This window comes from Nocardioides sp. LHD-245 (genome assembly GCF_030929495.1).
Taxonomy (GTDB): Bacteria; Actinomycetota; Actinomycetes; order Propionibacteriales; family Nocardioidaceae; genus Nocardioides.
In genome coordinates this window covers 277,032-294,846 of the sequence record NZ_JAVFWN010000002.1, presented here as the reverse complement: position 1 = coordinate 294,846, position 17,815 = coordinate 277,032, and the positions used below count along the sequence as shown (strand labels likewise).

Below are 17,815 nucleotides of genomic sequence, written 5' to 3'. Positions count from 1 at the left end.
GGTCGGTGACCGTGAGCTCCTACGTCTACGCAGCGGTCCGCACGCCCTTCGGCCGGTTCAACGGCGCACTGGCCGGCGTCCGCACCGACGACCTGGGCGCCGCCGTCGTCTCCTCGATCCTCGCCCGCACGCCCGGTCTCGATCCCGCCGCCATCGGCGACGTCGTCTGGGGCAACGCCAACGGCGCCGGCGAGGACAACCGCAACGTCGGCCGGATGGCGGCCCTGTTGGCCGGCATACCGGTCAGCGTTCCTGCCGCCACCGTCAACCGGCTCTGCGGCTCCAGCCTCGACGCCGTGATGGTGGGCTCGCGCACCATCGAGACCGGCGACGCCGACATCGTCCTGACCGGCGGCGTCGAGTCGATGACCCGCGCGCCGTGGGTGCTGCCGAAGCCGGACCGCGCGTTCCCCGTCGGCGACGTCACCGCGGTCTCGACCGCGCTCGGCTGGCGCCTGGTCAACCCGCGGATGCCGAAGGAGTGGACGGTCAGTCTGGGGGAGGCCAACGAGCAGCTGCAGGAGCGGTTCGGCATCAGCCGCCAGCGGCAAGACGCGTTCGCCGCGCGGTCGCACCAGCTCGCCCACCAGGCCTGGGAGGACGGCTTCTACGACGACCTGGTCGCGCCCGTCGACGACATCGACCTCACTCGGGACGAGGGCATCCGTCCCGGCAGCACGCCGGAGTCGCTGGCCGGGCTGAAGCCGGTGTTCCGCACGGACGGCACCATCACCGCGGGCAACGCCTCCCCGCTGAGCGACGGCGCGTCCGCCGTGCTGCTGGGCTCCGCGGCCGCGGCCGACCGGATCGGTACGACGCCGCTGGCGCGCGTGGCCGGCCGGGCGGCGTACGCGCTCGAGCCGCAGGCCTTCGGCTACGCGCCGGTCGAGGCGGCCAACGCGGCGCTCGCCCGGGCCGGCGTCTCGTGGTCCGACGTCGGTGCCGTCGAGCTCAACGAGGCCTTCGCCGTCCAGTCGCTCGCCTGCGTCGACGCGTGGCCGATCGACCCCGAGATCGTCAACCGGCGCGGCGGCGCGATCGCCCTCGGCCACCCGCTCGGCGCCTCCGGCGGCCGGCTGATCGGCACCCTGGCCAAGGTCCTGCGCGAGACCGGCGAACGCTGGGGCGTCGCCGGCATCTGCATCGGCGTCGGCCAGGGCCTCGCCGTCGTCCTCGAGAACGAGGAGGCCTCCTGAGATGGCGCGCGCCCAGCTGCTCGAGACCACCGACGAGGCGGTCGCCGGCATCGAGGACGGGTCGACCGTCCTGGTGGGCGGGTTCGGCCTGGCCGGCATGCCGTTCGACCTGATCGACGCGCTCATCCGCCAGGGCGCGACGGACCTGACCATCGTGTCCAACAACGCCGGCAACGGCGAGGTCGGGCTGGCCGCGCTGCTCCGGGCCGGCCGGGTGCGCAAGGTGATCTGCTCGTTCCCGCGCCAGGCCGACTCCTATGTGTTCGACGAGCTCTACCTGTCCGGGAGGCTCGAGCTCGAGGTCGTCCCGCAGGGCAACCTGGCCGAGCGGATGCGCGCCGCCGGAGCCGGGATCGGCGCGTTCTACAGCCCGACCGCGGTCGGCACGCCGCTCGCCGAGGGCAAGGAGGTCCGCGACATCGACGGACGGACCTACCTCCTGGAGCTGCCGATCAAGGGCGACTACGCGCTGATCTCCGCGCACCGCGCCGACCGGCTCGGCAACCTCGTCTATCGCAAGACCGCCCGCAACTTCGGCCCGGTGATGGCCGCTGCCGCGACCACGACCATCGTCCAGGCGAGCTCCGTCGTGCCGACCGGGGAGCTCGACCCCGAGGCCGTCGTCACCCCGTCCATCTACGTCGACCGGGTGGTCGCCGTGGCGGCCCGCCACCACACCGTCCAGGGGGCGCGATGACCATGCTCGCCGGCACGATCGAGCACCTCGACCGCGGCCCGCTGTCGATGGACGAGCTCGCCGAGGTGATCGCGCGCGACATCCCCGAGGGCTCCTTCGTCAACCTCGGCATCGGCCAGCCCACCAAGATCGCCGACCACCTGCCCCGGGACCACCACGGCTCCGCGACGGTGATCCTCCACACCGAGAACGGCATGCTCGGCATGGGCCCGGCAGCAGCCGGCGACGAGGTGGACGCCGACCTCACCAACGCCGGCAAGGTGCCCGTCACCGAGCTGCCCGGAGCGGCGTACTTCCATCACGCCGACTCCTTCGCGATGATGCGCGGCGGCCACCTCGACGTCTGCGTCCTCGGTGCCTATCAGGTCGCGGCCAACGGCGATCTCGCCAACTGGCACACCGGCCGGCCGGACGCCATCCCCGCCGTGGGCGGTGCGATGGACCTCGCCATCGGCGCCAAGGACGTGCTCGTGATGATGGCGCTGTTCGGCAAGGACGGCTCGCCCAAGCTGGTCCCGGCCTGCACCTACCCGCTGACCGGTGTCGGCTGCGTGAGCCGGGTCTACACCGACCACGGCGTGTTCGAGGTCGGTGGCGACGAGGTCGTGGTCCGGACCACCTGGGGGATCTCGGTCACCGAGCTCCGCGACCGGCTCGGTCTGCCGTTGGTGACGCGGGAGGGCTGACGCCACCCCTCCCGCGCGTCCCCTCCCTCGCGTCCACCTCCGTCCCACGGATCACCGCGAGGTGCCTCGTCTCTCCCCAGCTCCCTGCGCCGCGCGAGGTCGTCCACAGCCACGTCCGGCCGACCGGTCGCCGTGTCGGCACCGGGCGCCAGCGTCGTTCGTCCCACGACGAACGGAGGCGCCCATGGCAGGAGATCGGTACGACGCGCGTGCTGCGCGCGAGGTGTGGCAGCGGCTGCTGTGGCGGCCGGCCGGGACCCGGCGGGTCCCGACGGTCGATGCGGACCGGCTGGCCGCCTTCTCGGTCTCGATCGTCGATCCGATGGCCGAGCGGGTGCTGCTCCAGGCGGTCGCCTCGGCCTACGGCCTCGGGTGGCAGCCCGCCGAGGTGGTGCACGTCGTGGCCCGGAGGGTCGGGCGGGTGGGCGGGCGCCTGGTCGACCTCGCGATCGCGGCCGAGCACGACCGGCGCCCGGGTGCCGTCGACCCACGCTGGCAGGCCCAGGTGGACGCCCTCCTCGCTCGGGCGGAGTCCACTCGTGTCGACTGGCTGCGGCACTGGCGGCGCCGTGAGGACATCGCCCGGCCCCGGTGCTACGACGCTGCCGCCGACGTGTGGCGTGCGCTCGCCCGGCTGCCGCGGCTTCCGGTGCTGATCCCGCCTCCTGGTGCCGACCTGGCGGTCGTCGAGGTCGCCTCCCCGGCCGGCCCGGCAGGCGCCGACCCCGCGCTCGACCGGATCCGCAAGCTGCTGGCGAAGGCCGAGTCGACGGCGTTCGAGGCCGAGGCGGAGGCACTGACGGCCAAGGCCCAGGAGCTGATGGCGCGGCACGCCGTCGACCGGGCGCGGCTTCTCGGTCCGGCGCCCGACGACGGACCCCGGATGATCCGCATCCTCCTCGAGCCGCCGTACGCCGCGGCCAAGGGCGTCCTCCTCGCCGCGGTGGCCCACGCCAACCGTTGCCGTTCCGTCGAGCTCGGCGGTCTCGACATCGCTGCCGTCGTCGGGCACGCGGAGGACCTCGCCACGGTCGAGATCCTGTTCACCTCCCTGCTCGTCCAGGCCGGCAACGCCCTCGCGGCAGCCGCTCACGACGCCGGCAGCGGTGAACGCCCCAGGTCGGCAGCCTTCCGGCAGTCCTTCCACCTCGGCTTCGCCGCGCGGATCCGCGAGCGTCTCGTCGCGGTCGGCGCTGAGGTGCTCGCCGACCCGGGGGCCTCCGTCGCGCTCCCGGTCCTGCGGTCCCGCTCCGCCGCGGTCGAGGAGGAGTTCGACCGGCTGTTCGCAGGGCGGCTCCGTGACCGCAACGTCGGCGGCCGGCACGACGCCTGGGGCGCGGCGCAGGGGCGCTCCGCCGCCGACCGCGCCCACCTGCGCGCTGGCGAGCTCTCGGCCTGAGGAGGCACGATGAGAGGCATGACGACACCGACCCTCGGCCCGGGGCACACCCGAGCCGACCTCGACCGGATGCCCGACGACGGCAACCGCTACGAGCTGCTCGAGGGTGAGATCGTCAGGTCGCCTGCGCCGTCGTTCGACCACCAGCGCTCGTCGGGCAACCTCTACTACGCCCTGCGGCTCGCCTGCCCGACGGGCCTCGTCGTGCTGGCCGCCCCGTTCGACGTCCAGCTCGAGGAGCTGTCGGTGGTCGAGCCCGACCTGCTCGTGGTCGAGCGGGACCGGCCCGAGCAGCGCGGGCTGACGGGCGCGCCGCTGCTGGTCGTCGAGATCCTCTCCCCGAGCAGTCGCGGTCGCGACCAGGTGCGCAAGAAGCGGATCTACGAGCGCGCCGGCGTGCCGTCGTACTGGATCCTCGACCCGGAGGTGCCCAGCCTCACCGCGTGGGAGCTGCGGGAGGGGCGCTACGACGTGGCGGCGCTGGTCGCCGGCGACGAGGAGTGGACCGCCGCCGCGCCGTTCGAGGTCACCCTCGTCCCGACGCGCCTTCTCGACTGAGGCCGACCGGTCGGGAAGGTTCCGGCGTTCGCGGCTGGCGAACGCCGGAACACCGCCGACCCGGAACGCATTGGACGGTGCATGAACGAAGGGGCAATGACGAACCCGATCCAGCTTCCGGTGCTTTTCCTCTCCGACGTGGTGGTGCTCCCCGGGATGGTGGTCCGGGTCGAGCTCGACGAGCCCGCCCGAGCCGCCATCGACGCCGCCGCCCTGGCTGCCAAGGAGTCCGGCGAGACCGCCCAGGTCCTGGTGGCCCCCCGACTCGAGGACCGCTACGCGTCGTACGGCGTCGTGGCCAGTGTCGAGAAGGTCGGCCGGTTCTCCGGGGGTGAGCCGGCGGCCGTGCTCAAAGCCGGCGGGCGCGCCCGCATCGGCAGCGGGGTGACCGGTCCCGGCGCGGCCCTGTGGGTCGAGGTCGAGCCGGTCGACGGCGGGGTCGTGGACGACGACGTCCACGCGCTGGCCGAGGACTACCGCAAGCTCGTCGTGGGCCTCCTGCAGCGCCGCGAGGCCTGGCAGGTCGCCGACCAGGTGACCCGGATCGACGACCCGGCGACCCTCGCCGACACGGCCGGCTACGCGCCGTACCTCTCCGACGACCGCAAGCGCCAGCTGCTCGAGACCCCCGAGGTCGCCGAGCGGCTGCGGCTGCTGGTCGAGTGGACCCGCGACTTCGTCGCCGAGTCCGAGGTGAGCGACAAGATCGACGCCGACGTGCGCGAGTCGCTGGAGAAGAACCAGCGTGAGTTCCTGCTGCGCCAGCAGCTCGCCGCCATCCGCAAGGAGCTCGGGGAGGGCGATCCCGACGGCGGTGACGACTACCGCACCCGGATCGAGGCGGCGGATGTCCCCGACGCCGTGCGCGAGGCGCTGCTGCGCGAGCTCGACAAGCTCGAGCGCTCCAGCGACCAGAGCCCCGAGGCGGGCTGGATCCGGACCTGGCTCGACACCGTGCTCGACCTGCCCTGGTCGGTGCGGACCGAGGACGACACCGACGTCGTCGCGGCCCGCGCCGTGCTCGACGCCGACCACCACGGCCTGGACGAGGTGAAGGACCGGATTACGGAGTACCTCGCCGTCCGCGCCCGGCGCGCCGAACGCGGGCTGGAGGTCGTCGGCGGGCGGGGCTCCGGCGCCGTCGTGCTCCTCGCGGGGCCTCCGGGCGTCGGCAAGACCTCGCTCGGCGAGTCCGTCGCGCGGGCGCTGGGTCGTCAGTTCGTCCGGGTCGCCCTCGGCGGCGTCCGCGACGAGGCGGAGATCCGCGGTCACCGGCGCACGTACGTCGGCGCGCTGCCCGGCCGCGTCGTGCGGGCCGTGAAGGAGGCCGGTTCCATGAACCCGGTCGTGCTGCTCGACGAGGTCGACAAGGTCGGCTCCGACTACCGGGGCGACCCGGCCGCGGCCCTGCTCGAGGTCCTCGACCCCGCGCAGAACCACACCTTCCGCGACCACTACCTCGAGCTCGATCTCGACCTGTCCGACGTGCTGTTCATCGCGACGGCCAATGACATCGGCTCGATCCCGGCCGCGCTGCTCGACCGGATGGAGCTGGTCGCACTCGACGGCTACACCGAGGAGGACAAGGTCGCGATCGCCCGCGACTTCCTGGTCCCGCGCCAGCTCGAGCGCGCCGCACTCTCGGCAGACGAGGTGACCATCGCCGACGAGGCGCTGCGCGAGATCGCCGCGAACTACACCCGGGAGGCCGGCGTACGCCAGGTCGAGCGACTGCTCGCCAAGGCGTTCCGCAAGGCCACGGCCCGGCTCGCGTCGGGATCGGTCGAGCGGGTCGACATCGGCGTGGACGAGTTGGTCGACCTGATCGGCCGGCCGCGGTTCACGCCCGACCTCGAGGAGCGCACGTCGGTTCCCGGGGTCGCGACCGGACTGGCCGTGACCGGCATGGGCGGCGACGTCCTGTACGTCGAGACCTCGGTCGCCGCGGGTGAGGCCGGGCTGACCGTCACCGGGCAGCTGGGCGACGTGATGAAGGAGTCCGCGCGGATCGCGCTCTCGTGGGTGCGCTCCCACGCCACCGAGCTGGGCATCCCGGCCGAGGCCTTCGAGCGGTCGATCCACGTGCACTTCCCCGCGGGCGCCGTCCCCAAGGACGGGCCGTCGGCCGGCGTCACCATGGTCACCGCGCTGGTCTCGCTGCTGACCGACCGTCCGGTCCGCTCCGACATCGCGATGACCGGCGAGGTCACCCTGTCCGGTCGGGTGCTCCCGATCGGCGGGGTGAAGCAGAAGCTGCTCGCCGCCCAGCGCGCCGGCGTCGCCGAGGTGTTCATCCCCGAGCGCAACCGGCCTGACCTGGACGACGTCCCGGAGGAGATCCTCTCGGCGCTCACCGTCACGCCGGTCGGCGCGGTCACCGAGATCCTCGAGCTGGCGCTGGTGGCCACGGAAGCGGGGGTGGCCGCGGCCTGACCACCAGGTTCTCCACAGGCTGGAGGTCCGTGTCCGGCGGATCGGCGATCGTCGCCGATGATCACCGGCATGGACCTTCAGTCATCTCGGGGAGTGAGGCACGATGGGGAGCATGGCGGCAGTGGAGATGTTGACGCGCGAGGACCTCGACGCGATGCCGGACGACGGCAATCGCTACGAGCTCATCGAGGGTGAGATCGTCATGTCGCCGTCGCCCCGTCCCCGCCATCAGCTCGTGAGCACCGAGCTGCTGGTGCGGCTCTACGCGGCCTGTCCCGATCACCTGCGGGTCTCGCAGGCGCCCTTCGATGTCGTGCTGGGCGAGCACGAGATCCTGGTGCCCGACATACTGGTGGTCGACCCGTCAAAGCTCGACGAGCGCGGCATGAACGGTCCACCTGCGTTGGTCGTCGAGGTTCTCTCGCCGAGCATGCGCCGCCGTGACCTGGGCCAGAAGAAGCGCATCTACGAGCGGAGCGGCGTCGCCGCCTACTGGGTCGTCGATGTCGAGGGCGACGAGATCGCCCTCACGGCCTGGGAGCTGCGCGACGGTCGCTACGAGGCGGTGGCGGCGATCGCCGGTGACGAGGAGTGGACGGCGACCGTCCCCTTCGAGATCACGGTCGTCCCGTCACAGCTGGTCCGCTGAGAGGTCCCTGGAGGACGTCGGCGCCTCAGGCGCCGACGTCCTCCGCGTCGACGATCCGGTACGCGTACCCCTGCTCGGCCAGGAACCGCTGCCGGTTCTGCGCGAACTCGGCGTCGACGGTGTCACGCGCGACGATCGTGTAGAAGTGCGCCACCTTGCGCTCGCCGTCCGGACCGGGCTCTCCGGGCCGGAGCAGCCGGCCGAGCCGTTGCGCCTCCTCCTGCCGTGAGCCGAACGAGCCGGACACCTGGATCGCGACCTCGGCGGTCGGCAGGTCGATCGAGAAGTTCGCGACCTTCGACACGACGAGCAGTCCGATCTCGCCGGAGCGGAAGGCGCCGAAGAGCCGCTGCCGCTCCTTGACCGTCGTCTGCCCGGTGATGACCGGAGCATCCAGTGCCTCGGCGAGCTCGTCGAGCTGCTCGAGGTACTGGCCGATCACCAGGGTGGGCTGCCCGGCGTGCCGCGCCACCAGGTCGCGCACGACGCCGAGCTTCTCCGGGGTGCACGCGGCCAGCCGGTAGCGCTCCTCGGGCTCGGCGGTCGCGTAGGTCATCCGGGAGGCGTCGGGCAGCGAGACCCGGACCTCGATGCAGTCGGCGGGCGCGATCCAGCCCTGCGCCTCGATGTCCTTCCACGGGGCGTCGTACCGCTTCGGGCCGATCAGCGAGAACACGTCTCCCTCGCGGCCGTCCTCGCGCACCAGGGTCGCGGTCAGCCCGATCCGGCGCCGGGCCTGCAGGTCCGCGGTCATCCGGAAGATCGGCGCCGGCAGGAGGTGCACCTCGTCGTACACGATCAGGCCCCAGTCGCGCGCGTCGAAGAGCTCCAGGTGCGGGTAGACGCCCTTCCGCTTGGTCGTGATGACCTGGTACGTCGCGATCGTGACCGGACGGATCTCCTTGACGGTGCCGGAGTACTCGCCGATCTCGTCCTCGGTCAGGGAGGTACGCCGGACCAGCTCGTCCTTCCACTGCCGGGCGCTCACGGTGTTGGTGACCAGGATCAGCGTGGTCGCCTGCGCGTGCGCCATCGCCGCCGCGCCGACCAGCGTCTTGCCCGCCCCGCAGGGGAGGACGACGACCCCGGAGCCGCCGTGCCAGAACGACTCGGCCGCGTCGCGCTGGTAGTCGCGCAGCACCCAGCCGTCCTCGGCCAGATCGATCGCGTGCGCCTCGCCGTCGACGTATCCGGCGTAGTCCTCGGCCGGCCAGCCCAGCTTGAGCAGCGCCTGCTTGAGGTTGCCGCGCTCGGAGGGATGCACCGCGACGGTGTCGTCGTCGAGCCGGGCGCCGAGCATGCCGGCGATCTTCTTGGCCCGCAGGACCTCCTCCAGCACCGCCCGGTCGCTGGACGCGAGCACGAGACCCTGCACCGGGTCCTTCTCGAGTCGCAGCCGCCCGTAGCGGGCCATCGTCTCGGCGACGTCGACCAGCAGCGCGTGGGGGACGGGGTAGCGCGACCAGGTCAGCAGCGTGTCGACCACCTGCTCGGCGTCGTGTCCGGCCGCCCGCGCGTTCCACAGTCCCAGCGGGGTCAGCCGGTAGGTGTGGATGTGCTCCGGCGAGCGCTCCAGCTCCGCGAACGGCGCGATCGCCTTGCGGCACTCCGCCGCCTGCGGATGGTCGACCTCCAGCAGCAGCGACTTGTCCGACTGCACGATCAGGGGTCCGTCACTCACCGGCCAATCGTACGGTGGTGCCGGTCGTGCCGCCGCCGCCAGCACCTCACACCGGGACCACCCGGGTGATCCGGTGGACGGCATAGCGCCGCTCCGCGTCGGGATCGTCGTCCGCCGCGTCGGCGTCGAAGGCCGTCAGCTGGCCGCCCTCGACGACGAGCGGACGCACGGTCCGCTCGGACCCGACGCCCTGGTTGTCCGTGAACCCGATCAGGACGGCGCCGCGCCGCTCGATCGCGTCGCGGAGCGCGGACAGCACGCCGCCTCCGGGCGCCGAGGCGGAGGCCGGCCGGTTCCGCGCGGCCGCATCGCCCTCGCGCAGCGTCGCGACGGCGGAGACGACCTGGGCGGCCTGCCGCACGGCGGTCCGGGCGGCGTCGGCGGACTCCCGGGTGCGCGGGGGGCGGGCGCGCAGGGAGTCGGGAGTGCCGACACGCACAACCCCGTCCGGGCCCTCGACCACCGGCGCGAGTCCGAGCTCGCGCAGCCGGAGGAGCAGTACGTCGATCGGGAGGGTCGACACCACGACGGTCGGCGCGATCCGCCGCAGGCCGAGGCCCGAGGCCCTCGGGTGGTTGACCAGCGCCGCCAGCGCGGCCTCGTCCTCCGAGCGCACGAACGACGCCGCCAGCCCCACCCGCAGCCGGCCGAACGACCGGACGACGTCGTCGATGAGGTAGGTCAGCGGCTGGGGGACCGGTGTGCGCGAGGCCGCCAGCACGAACGCGTGCAGCTCGGCCGCCGTCCAGCCGGCATCCAGCGCCCGCCGTACCGAGTCGGAGGTGAAGCGGTAGACGGTCGCGGCGCCGTGGGAGTCGACGTCGGCGACCTGCTGCAGCTGCCGCGCCAGCTCCGGCACCAGCGGGCCGGGCGCGACGGCGGTCAGGTCGGCCTGGACGAGCACGTGGTCGACCGGGGCGGGCAGCAGCTCGGCAAGCACCGGTGCGGGGTCGGCGCCCTCGAGCAGCGCCCGCGCGTACGGCGTCAGCACGTCGGCGCCCGTGAGGCCGAGGATCGCCGCCTCCGCGACCGCCCACGCCACCAGGTCGGGGCGCGTGCGGGGCCGCCGAGGCCGCTCCCACGCGACCCGGGCGACCAGCGACGGCAGGCCGGTGCCGGCGGCGAGGCCGTGTCCCTCGGGCAGGTCGGCGAGGACGGCGAGCGCCATCGCCTTGGCCTCCGGCATCCCGGCCGCCGACAGCTCCGGCGTCAGCGCGTTCCACGGCTTCTGGTCGGGGCCGCGCTCGCCGACCAGCGACGGCAGCCGCGGGCTCGACAGCCACGCCCGCGCCAGCACGGTCCAGCGCTCGGCGACCGGCCGCTCGGCCCACTCGTCGTACGCCGATGTCGGCACCCACACCGGGTTGCCATCCGCGTCCGCGCGGGTTCCGGCCAGCCCGGCCTCGTGCGCGAGCTCGACGATCAGCGCAGCCTCGGGCTCCGGCACCTGCAGCTGCGTCGCGGCCGCCTTCAGCTCGCGGACCCCCAGCCCGGTGGTGCGCAGCGCGGCCGCCGGGCGGGTGCCCCACCACTCCAGGAGCAGCCCGACGCGTCGTACGACGTCCGTGGCGGCGCCCAGCGCGGCACTCGCCGCCAGCCGCGGCGACCGCTCCTGTGACGCGACCGGTGGCGCGACGTCGACCGGCTCGGTCGTCGTCTTCCCCCCGCGGACCGCGAGGCCCACCTCGCCGGGCACCACGAGCAGCCCCGGCAGCAGGGAGCCTCCGGGGACGAGCAGCCGGAGCGCGACGAGCAGCTCGGCGGGCGACTCGGCGTCCTCCGGGTGCACGCCCACCCGGACGGTGCCGGACCGTGCGGTGCCGCCCTCGGCGATGACGTGGTCCAGCAGTCCCCGGGCCTCCGGTGGGAGCGCGGCCAGTGCCTCGGCGATCTCGGCGGCCGGTCGCGGCAGGCCCGACCGGGGCCGGAGCCCGCTCACGCCGGCCTCCGCTCCGCCGGTCATCGCGTCGCTCACCCCGCTGAGGGCGCGGAGCCCCTCGGTGGAGTCCCAGACGACGGCGAGATCTCGCAGCCGGGCCAGCGTCGCGGCGACGTACCCCTCCGCCGCCCGTACCGTCGCGGCGACTTCCGAATCGGTGGTTTGGCCCGCGACGACGAGGGCATCAAGCACCGAGAGCTCGCCTCGGGTGAGGCCGTCGAGAGCGCGTGCGATCGAGTTCCTCACCGCGGCGCGAGAGGCGAGTTGTCCGAAGTCGTGAGGGGCAGGGGTGGCCAGGTCCAGACGTTCGGTGAGCAGGCGCTGGAGCCGCTCGTCAGGCCACGACCGCAGCTGGTCGGCCAACGACCGGTGTCCGCTCGGTCCCGCTCCCACAGTGTCCAACCTAGGACATCGATGAACCGGGTCGAGCTGCACCACGGTGCCGCCACCGACGTCGGCCTGGTCAGGGAGGTCAACGAGGACGCCTTCCTGGCCGATCCGCCGGTCTTCGTCGTCGCCGACGGGATGGGTGGCCACGACCGCGGCGACGTCGCCAGCAGGTACGCCGTCGAGGAGCTCGCCCGGCTCGCCCGCGGCGACTACGTCCTCGAGGAGGGCACCGCCGCGGTCGACGCCGCGCTCCAGGCCGCACAGGACCGGCTGCTCGCGTACGACGAGGAGCAGCGCGCCGCGGGGGCCGACGACACCTTCGCGGCCGGCACCACGGTCGTCCTCGCGCTGCTCGTCCAGTCCGCCGACGGCCCGCACTGGCTGCTCGCCAATGTCGGCGACTCGCGGATCTACCGCTACAACGAGGGTGAGCTGGAGCAGGTGAGCGTCGACCACAGCCTGGTCCAGGAACTGGTCGACGCCGGCCGGCTGACCCCCGACGCGGCGGCCGTCCACCCGAGCCGCAATGTCATCACCCGTGCGCTCGGGGGAGCGGCGATGCCGGGCGCGGTGAGCGGCGCGGCCGACTACTACCTCCTGCCGCTCGCCGCGGCCGAGCGCCTCCTGCTGTGCTCCGACGGCGTCAGTGGCATGGTGGACGACGTGACCATCGCCTCGATCCTCGCCGGGTACGACGACCCGCGCGATGCCGCCGACGCCCTGGTCGCCGCCGCGGTGGCTGCGGGCGGCCACGACAACGCGACCGCGCTCGTGGTCGATGTGGTGGGATTGGCGAACGACGACCCGTACGACTCACACGCACAGCGGTTGAGTCTGGAGCAGAAGCTGGGGGCTCTCCCATGACCGACGGCATGCAAGCGACCGAGCGCACGACCGGTGCCTGGTCGTACCGCGACGGCGGTTGGTTCGCGGTCTTCGGCGCCGGTGCCGCCATCGTGCTGCCGGAGTCGCAGAGGGACCAGGTCGTCGGCCTGTGGGCCCTGGTCGACGGCGGCGCCGGGTTCGACGACGTCCTCGACGGACTGCTCGCCTCCGGGCTGAGCCGGATCCCCGGCTTCGCGCTGGTCAGCGCCACCGAGGGGACGACCCGGGTCCTGCTCCGCGGCACCGGTGTCGTCGCCACGATCACCGCTGGGGGGGAGACCGTGACCGTCGACGGCGGTGAGAGCCACACCTGGGTCGAGCGCAGCCTGGACGGCGTCACCTCCCTGAGCATCGGCCTGCCCGCGGAGGCGGATGCGGCCCAGACCCCCGGCGCCGACTTCCCGATCCTCACCGGTCTGGTCCGGGTCGGCCGGATCGACCGGCCCGCGCTCGCCCCCGCCGCCGGTGCGCCGGCCGGGGGGGCCGCCCCCTCCGCCCCCTCCGTCCCCGTGCCGCTGGCCGCGCCGGCGGCCGAGGAGCCCGTCTCGTTGGAGGAGGCGTCGCCCGCCGCTGCCGGCGAGTCGGGCCTCCTCGACGAGCCCGGCCCACTTGACGAGCCCGGCCCACTCGACGAGCCGAGTCCTCTCGACGAGCCGAGTCCTCTCGACGAGGGCGCGGCCGCGGCCACCGAAGCGGCCTACCTCGACGACGGCCCCGTCACCGAGGTCATGGAGAGCGTGGACGAGCCACTCGGCGCGGCCCCGCAGGAGCCGGCACCGGACGGCTGGGTGACGCCCTGGGACACGCCCGCCGCCGACGCCCCGACCACGCCGCCGCCGACCTGGGTGCCGCCCCCGCCCGTGGGCGCTCCCGTCCCCGGCGTCCCGGCGCCGGATCTCCCCGCGCCGGATCTCCCCGCGCCGGATCTCCCCGCGCCGGATCTCCCCGCGCCGGATCTCCCTGACGCGCCGCCGCTCCCGATCGGCTCGTGGGAGCCTGTCGGCGCGGTCACGCCGCCGCCCGGACCGGGTGTCGAGCACGACGGCTTCACCGTCGCCGGCGCCGGTGAGCCGCCGGCCCCGCTGGTGCCGCCGGTCCCCGGTACGCCGGCGGCCCCGCCGGTCACGCAGCCGGTCGCGAAGCTGCTGGTCTCCGACGGCCAGTCGGTCATCGTCGACCGCGCTGTCCTGATCGGCCGCGCGCCGGAGGCGCGGCGGTTCGCCTCGACCGAGCAGCCGACGCTCGTCACCGTGCCGAGCCGCCTCCACGAGATCTCCTCCACGCACATCGAGGTCCGCCCGGGCGTCGGCGCCGACCTCGGCACCGCTGTCGTGACCGACATGGGCTCGACCAACGGCACGGTCCTGGTGCAGCCCGGCCTGGGGCCGGAGGACCTCAAGCCCGGCATCGCCGTCCAGCTGATCCCGGGCGCGACCATCAACCTGGGTGACGGCGTCACCATCCAGGTCACCCGTCCCTGACCCTGCCCGCTACTCGGAGCGCTCCGCATGACGCACGTCCCCAGCCCACCGCCGCCCGCCGGCGACGGTGCCGCCTCTCCACCCGCGGAGATGGAGCGCCGGTTCACCGCCGCGGTCATCGACCGGGCGCTGGGCTGGGCCGTCGCCGCCGCCGCGGCGCTCGCGGTGTGGCGCCTCGTCGAGCCGGACAGCGCCTGGCTCCTCGTCCTCACCTTCGTCGGGGTGGCGGTCCTGGTCGGTCTGGTGCTGGCCGTGCTCGTGGGCGCGACCGGCCGGACCCCCGGCAAGGCGGCTACCGGCCTGCGGGTCGTGCGGCGTACGACGGGCGAGCCCATCGGCGTCGGCGCCGGGCTGCTGCGGACGCTGGTGCTCGGCATCGCCGGGCTGCCGACCGCCGGTCTCGGCCTGGCCACGCTCGCCTGGACCGCGGCGATGGACCCGTCGCGGCAGCGTCGCGGACTGCACGACCGGATCGGGGACGCCGTCGTGGTCGACGTCCGGCCCCAGGAGGTCGAGGAGGCCGCGGAGGTCGCGCGGCCGCAGCAGATCGTGAACCTCACCGCCATGCGGCTGCTGCCGTCGCCGGTCGAGGAGCGCCCGGACCCGACCCCCACGCCCACCCCCACGCCCACCTCCACCCCCCTCCCGACCCCCGCGCCCGTGCCGGCCGTCGTCCCGGCCGCGGCGCCCAGCCCGGCCGTCCCCAGCCCGGCCGTCCCCACCCCGGCCGCGCCCACCCCGGCCGCGCCCACCCCGGCCGTCCCCAGCCAGGCCGCGCCCGCTCCTGCCGCGCCGCGGCCCACGCCGGTCCCGGCCGCCGAGCGTCCCCCGGTCGAGCAGACCCGGGTCCGGCCCGACCCGAGCGCCGGGTCCGCAGAGGCGCTCACGCCACAGACCGTCCGGTGGCGGGTCGAGTTCGACACCGGCGAGCGCTTCGTGGTCGAGGGCCTCGCTCTCGTCGGCCGGCGCCCGGAGCCCCGGCCGGGGGAGCCGGTGCGACACGTCGTCCCCCTGCGCTCCTCCGACATGTCGCTGTCGAAGACCCACGCCCAGTTCCAGGTCGCCGCCGACGGCGCGCTCGTGGTGATGGACCGCGGGTCGACCAACGGCTCCTACGTCATCCGCAAGGGAATGTCCCGCTCGCTGTCCCCGGGGCGTCCGAGCACCCTGCTCGCGGGCGACGAGGTGCGCTTCGGCGACCGCACCATGCGGGTCGAGAGAGAGGGTTGAGCCCGGGTCAGCCCCGCGCCTCCCACTCGCGGCGCAGCAGCCCGTAGACCGAGGTGTCGCCCCACGAGCCGTCCCGCTCGGCGAAGTCCTCGCGGGTGTGCGCCTCGTGCCGCATGCCCAGCCGCTCGCACAGCCGGGCGGAGGGGAGGTTGCGCGGGTCGAGCTGGGCCATCAGCCGATGCAGCGGGTAGTGCGTGAACGCCAGGTCGACCAGGGCGCGGGCGGACTCGGTCGCGAACCCGCGCCCGGCGTACTCCGGGGCGAAGACCCAGCCCAGCTCCCCGATCGCCGGCGGGTCCTGGGGCCCGTGCCGGGCGGTGAGGCGCAGCATCAGGTCGCCGACCAGCACGCCGTCGTGCTCGACCGCGAGCGACAGCATCTCGCCGGGTGCCGACGGCGCCCTCCCCGCCACCATCCGCTCCATCCGCTCCCGCAGGCCCTCGGCGCCGAGCGGCCCGAAGGGCAGGTACCGGGTGACCTCGGGGCTCGCGCAGTAGGCGCCGATCGCCGCTTCGTCCGTGGGCAGCACGGCGCGCAGCACGAGGCGCTCGGTCCGGATCGGGAGGAGGGGCGCCGGCAGCCCGGGCGGGATCAATTCGGTTGCCACGTTCGCGAGAATAGAGGCCGACACCGCATGTCCTACGATGTGCGGTTCGTGCGCCCGACCGGGCGCACGCAGGCGTGAGGAGAGGGTGGGCCGAGCCGTGCCGACTGGCAAGGTGAAGTGGTACGACGCGGAGAAGGGCTTCGGCTTCCTCTCCCAGCAGGGCGGGGAGGACGTCTACGTCCGCGCCGATGCGCTGCCCGACGGCGTGACCACGCTCAAGGCGGGCACCCGGGTGGAGTTCGGCATCGCCCAGGGCCGCCGTGGTGAGCAGGCCCTCCAGGTGCGGATCCTCGACGCGCCGGCCTCGGTCGCGCGCAACCAGCAGCAGGCCAAGCGCAAGAAGCCCGAAGAGATGGTCCCGATCGTCGAGGACCTGATCCGGGTGCTCGACGGCGTGGGCGAGGCCTACCGCCACGGCCGCCACCCCGACCGTCGTACGGCGCAGCCGGTGGCCAAGCTGCTGCGCGCGCTGGCCGACGAGCTCGAGTCGTAGGGCCCGGCTCGGCTCAGCCGGGGGTGGCGCCGACCGGGCTGCCCGGCCGGTTCCGCTCGCGTCGCGACGGACTGGTCCGCAGGACGAAGACGGCCCAGGCGGTCAGCAGGACGGCGGCGAAGCCCAGTCCGATGCCGTTGACGGCGGGATAGGACAGGATCACGCCGAGGAAGCCGCCGACGACCCACGCCAGCTGCAGGGTCGTGTCGCCCTTCGCGAACGCGCTCGCGTGCGCGCGCACCGGGACGCCGGCCTGGATGGTCGAGTCGAGCGAGACCTTGGCGAGGTACTGCATCAGGCCGACAGTCAGGCCCAGCAGCACGAGCGGGAGCAGGCTGAAGAAGAGGGTCGCCACGACGAGCGCGACGATGTCGGCGAGCAGGGCGATGACGACCATCGCGGCCGGGTTGATCTTGCGGGCCAGCGATGCCACGACGATGCCGACGGTGTTGCCGAGGCCCGCGGCGCCGACGACCAGGCCGACCGTCAGCGTCGCCTTGGTCTTGCTCTCCCAGCCGTCGAGCGGCTCGGTCATCAGCACGAACGTCATGAACATGGTGAGGAAGCCGGAGAGCAGGCGGGGCCCGCAGTTGGCACGCAGGGCGAAGGCGACCTGGGGCGGCAGCCCGGCGCGGCGCCCGGTGCCGCGTGGCCCGTCGATCGACTCCTCGCCCGCCGAGGAGTCGATCTTCCCGGGCAGCAGGATCGCCGCGACCGTGCCCACGGTGAACACCAGGAAGGCGTAGCGGCAGGCCCACTCGGGTCCGATCCAGTACGCCGCACCCGCGAGCGGTGCCGACGCGCAGGCGCCCACCACGCCGGCGAGCGCCACCCGGCCGTTGGCCTTCACCAGGGTGATCTCCTGGGGGACCAGACGTGGCACCGCGGCGGCCTTCGCCACGCCGTACGCCTTGGACGAGACGAGGACGCCGAGCGCGGCGACGTAGAACCAGGGGGAGCCGTCGCTGAGCGTCCCGGCGAGGATCCAGCACAGGAAGGCGCGCAGCGCGAAGGTGGCGCCGATCGCCCAACGCCGGCCGTGGCTGAACCGGTCGAGGAAGGGGCCGATCAGGGGGGCCACGATCGCGAACGGGACCATGGTGAGGCCGAGGAAGAGCAGCACCGGGCCGCGCTGACCGCTGGTGGCGCCGGCGAAGAAGACGGTGCCGGCCAGCGCGATCGCGAAGGCCGAGTCGCCGGCCGCGTTCGCGGCGTGCAGCTCGATGAGCCGGTTGAGACCGGAGCGCTCCGCGCCCTGGGCGCCGGCGGCCTTGCGTGCCGTGCGCACCGTCGCCTTGCTGGCGCGTCCGGTCACCCGGGCGAAGCCCTTGACGCCCCGCGCGGTCGCCTTGGCCGCGCGGACCGAGCCGGTCTCGGCGGGCGCGTCGCCGGCGGGGCCGCGCTCCGGCGGGGGGCTCAGGTCCGGGCCGTCGGTGCTCACCTTCCCTATCTTGCCTGTTACCCCCGACGTGACGTGCGTCGCCACGATGG

The 17,815-nt window shown here is 74.1% G+C and carries 15 protein-coding genes; 11 read left to right on the top strand and 4 right to left on the bottom strand.

The features are described 5' to 3' along the window. The first annotated feature begins 11 nt into the window (after positions 1-11). From RB608_RS04045 to RB608_RS04015, 7 genes are all read left to right on the top strand, one after another. On the top strand, positions 12-1,196 hold the full coding sequence (locus RB608_RS04045; protein ID WP_308086520.1) for a thiolase family protein: 1,185 nt from the start codon (positions 12-14) through the stop codon (positions 1,194-1,196). Position 1,197: 1 nt separating this feature from the next. Next, positions 1,198-1,893 carry a 3-oxoacid CoA-transferase subunit A gene (locus tag RB608_RS04040; protein WP_308086519.1) on the top strand — a complete coding sequence of 232 codons (696 nt, stop codon included), beginning with the start codon at positions 1,198-1,200 and terminating at the stop codon, positions 1,891-1,893. Beyond that, complete coding sequence (locus tag RB608_RS04035; RefSeq protein WP_308086518.1) at positions 1,890-2,579, top strand: 3-oxoacid CoA-transferase subunit B; 690 nt, start codon at positions 1,890-1,892, stop codon at positions 2,577-2,579. The genes RB608_RS04040 and RB608_RS04035 overlap by 4 nt, the downstream gene beginning before the upstream one ends. A 184-nt stretch (positions 2,580-2,763) precedes the next feature. Next, entirely contained in the window at positions 2,764-3,978 is a 1,215-nt protein-coding gene (locus RB608_RS04030) for a DUF2786 domain-containing protein (RefSeq protein WP_308086517.1), read from the top strand. An 18-nt stretch (positions 3,979-3,996) separates the two neighbouring features. Next, the gene (locus tag RB608_RS04025) at positions 3,997-4,536 is read left to right on the top strand and encodes a Uma2 family endonuclease (RefSeq protein WP_308086516.1); all 540 of its coding nucleotides are present in this window, start codon (positions 3,997-3,999) and stop codon (positions 4,534-4,536) included. A 96-nt stretch (positions 4,537-4,632) separates the two neighbouring features. Next, entirely contained in the window at positions 4,633-6,969 is a 2,337-nt protein-coding gene (gene lon, locus RB608_RS04020) for an endopeptidase La (protein ID WP_308086515.1), read from the top strand. 112 nt (positions 6,970-7,081) lie between these two features. Beyond that, positions 7,082-7,618 (top strand): Uma2 family endonuclease, encoded by a 537-nt coding sequence (locus RB608_RS04015; protein WP_308086514.1) that lies wholly within the window; start codon positions 7,082-7,084, stop codon positions 7,616-7,618. 25 nt (positions 7,619-7,643) lie between these two features. Here the strand turns inward: RB608_RS04015 and RB608_RS04010 are convergent, their stop codons facing one another. Continuing rightward, positions 7,644-9,299 carry a DNA repair helicase XPB gene (locus RB608_RS04010; protein ID WP_308086513.1) on the bottom strand — a complete coding sequence of 552 codons (1,656 nt, stop codon included), beginning with the start codon at positions 9,297-9,299 and terminating at the stop codon, positions 7,644-7,646. A gap of 46 nt (positions 9,300-9,345) precedes the next feature. Continuing rightward, on the bottom strand, positions 9,346-11,430 hold the full coding sequence (locus RB608_RS04005) for a helicase-associated domain-containing protein (protein ID WP_308086512.1): 2,085 nt from the start codon (positions 11,428-11,430) through the stop codon (positions 9,346-9,348). A gap of 222 nt (positions 11,431-11,652) precedes the next feature. Here RB608_RS04005 and RB608_RS04000 point away from each other — a divergent pair, with 222 nt between their 5' ends. Genes RB608_RS04000 through RB608_RS03990 form a run of 3 tightly spaced genes read left to right on the top strand, consistent with a single transcriptional unit; the run spans position 11,653 to position 15,224 of the window. Continuing rightward, positions 11,653-12,492 (top strand): protein phosphatase 2C domain-containing protein, encoded by an 840-nt coding sequence (locus RB608_RS04000; protein ID WP_308086511.1) that lies wholly within the window; start codon positions 11,653-11,655, stop codon positions 12,490-12,492. Then, positions 12,489-13,994, top strand: coding sequence for a hypothetical protein (locus RB608_RS03995; RefSeq protein ID WP_308086510.1), 1,506 nt, complete (start codon positions 12,489-12,491; stop codon positions 13,992-13,994). Before RB608_RS04000 ends, RB608_RS03995 begins: the two co-directional genes overlap by 4 nt. Positions 13,995-14,021: 27 nt before the next feature. Further along, on the top strand, positions 14,022-15,224 hold the full coding sequence (locus RB608_RS03990) for an RDD family protein (protein WP_308086509.1): 1,203 nt from the start codon (positions 14,022-14,024) through the stop codon (positions 15,222-15,224). Between the two features lie 7 nt (positions 15,225-15,231). On the opposite strand, the gene RB608_RS03985 is transcribed toward RB608_RS03990, so the two are convergent. Beyond that, positions 15,232-15,831: a GNAT family protein gene (locus RB608_RS03985; protein WP_308086508.1), complete on the bottom strand. Its 600-nt coding sequence runs from the start codon at positions 15,829-15,831 to the stop codon at positions 15,232-15,234. A gap of 97 nt (positions 15,832-15,928) precedes the next feature. Here RB608_RS03985 and RB608_RS03980 point away from each other — a divergent pair, with 97 nt between their 5' ends. After that, a complete protein-coding gene (locus tag RB608_RS03980; protein ID WP_308086507.1) occupies positions 15,929-16,324 on the top strand; it encodes a cold-shock protein in 396 nt (131 codons plus the stop codon). 13 nt (positions 16,325-16,337) lie between these two features. Here RB608_RS03980 and RB608_RS03975 read toward each other — a convergent pair whose 3' ends face one another. Then, entirely contained in the window at positions 16,338-17,765 is a 1,428-nt protein-coding gene (locus RB608_RS03975) for an MFS transporter (RefSeq protein WP_308086506.1), read from the bottom strand. Positions 17,766-17,815 lie beyond the last annotated feature (50 nt).

Bases quoted from the DNA above. Each gene is read 5' to 3' on its own strand.
- RB608_RS04030 (WP_308086517.1), top strand. From the start codon at position 2,764: ATGGCAGGAGATCGGTACGACGCGCGTGCTGCGCGCGAGGTGTGGCAG.
- RB608_RS04025 (WP_308086516.1), top strand. From the start codon at position 3,997: ATGACGACACCGACCCTCGGCCCGGGGCACACCCGAGCCGACCTCGAC.
- lon (WP_308086515.1), top strand. From the start codon at position 4,633: ATGACGAACCCGATCCAGCTTCCGGTGCTTTTCCTCTCCGACGTGGTG.
- RB608_RS04040 (WP_308086519.1), top strand. From the start codon at position 1,198: ATGGCGCGCGCCCAGCTGCTCGAGACCACCGACGAGGCGGTCGCCGGC.
- RB608_RS03995 (WP_308086510.1), top strand. From the start codon at position 12,489: ATGACCGACGGCATGCAAGCGACCGAGCGCACGACCGGTGCCTGGTCG.
- RB608_RS03990 (WP_308086509.1), top strand. From the start codon at position 14,022: ATGACGCACGTCCCCAGCCCACCGCCGCCCGCCGGCGACGGTGCCGCC.
- RB608_RS04015 (WP_308086514.1), top strand. From the start codon at position 7,082: ATGGCGGCAGTGGAGATGTTGACGCGCGAGGACCTCGACGCGATGCCG.
- RB608_RS04035 (WP_308086518.1), top strand. From the start codon at position 1,890: ATGACCATGCTCGCCGGCACGATCGAGCACCTCGACCGCGGCCCGCTG.
- RB608_RS04000 (WP_308086511.1), top strand. From the start codon at position 11,653: ATGAACCGGGTCGAGCTGCACCACGGTGCCGCCACCGACGTCGGCCTG.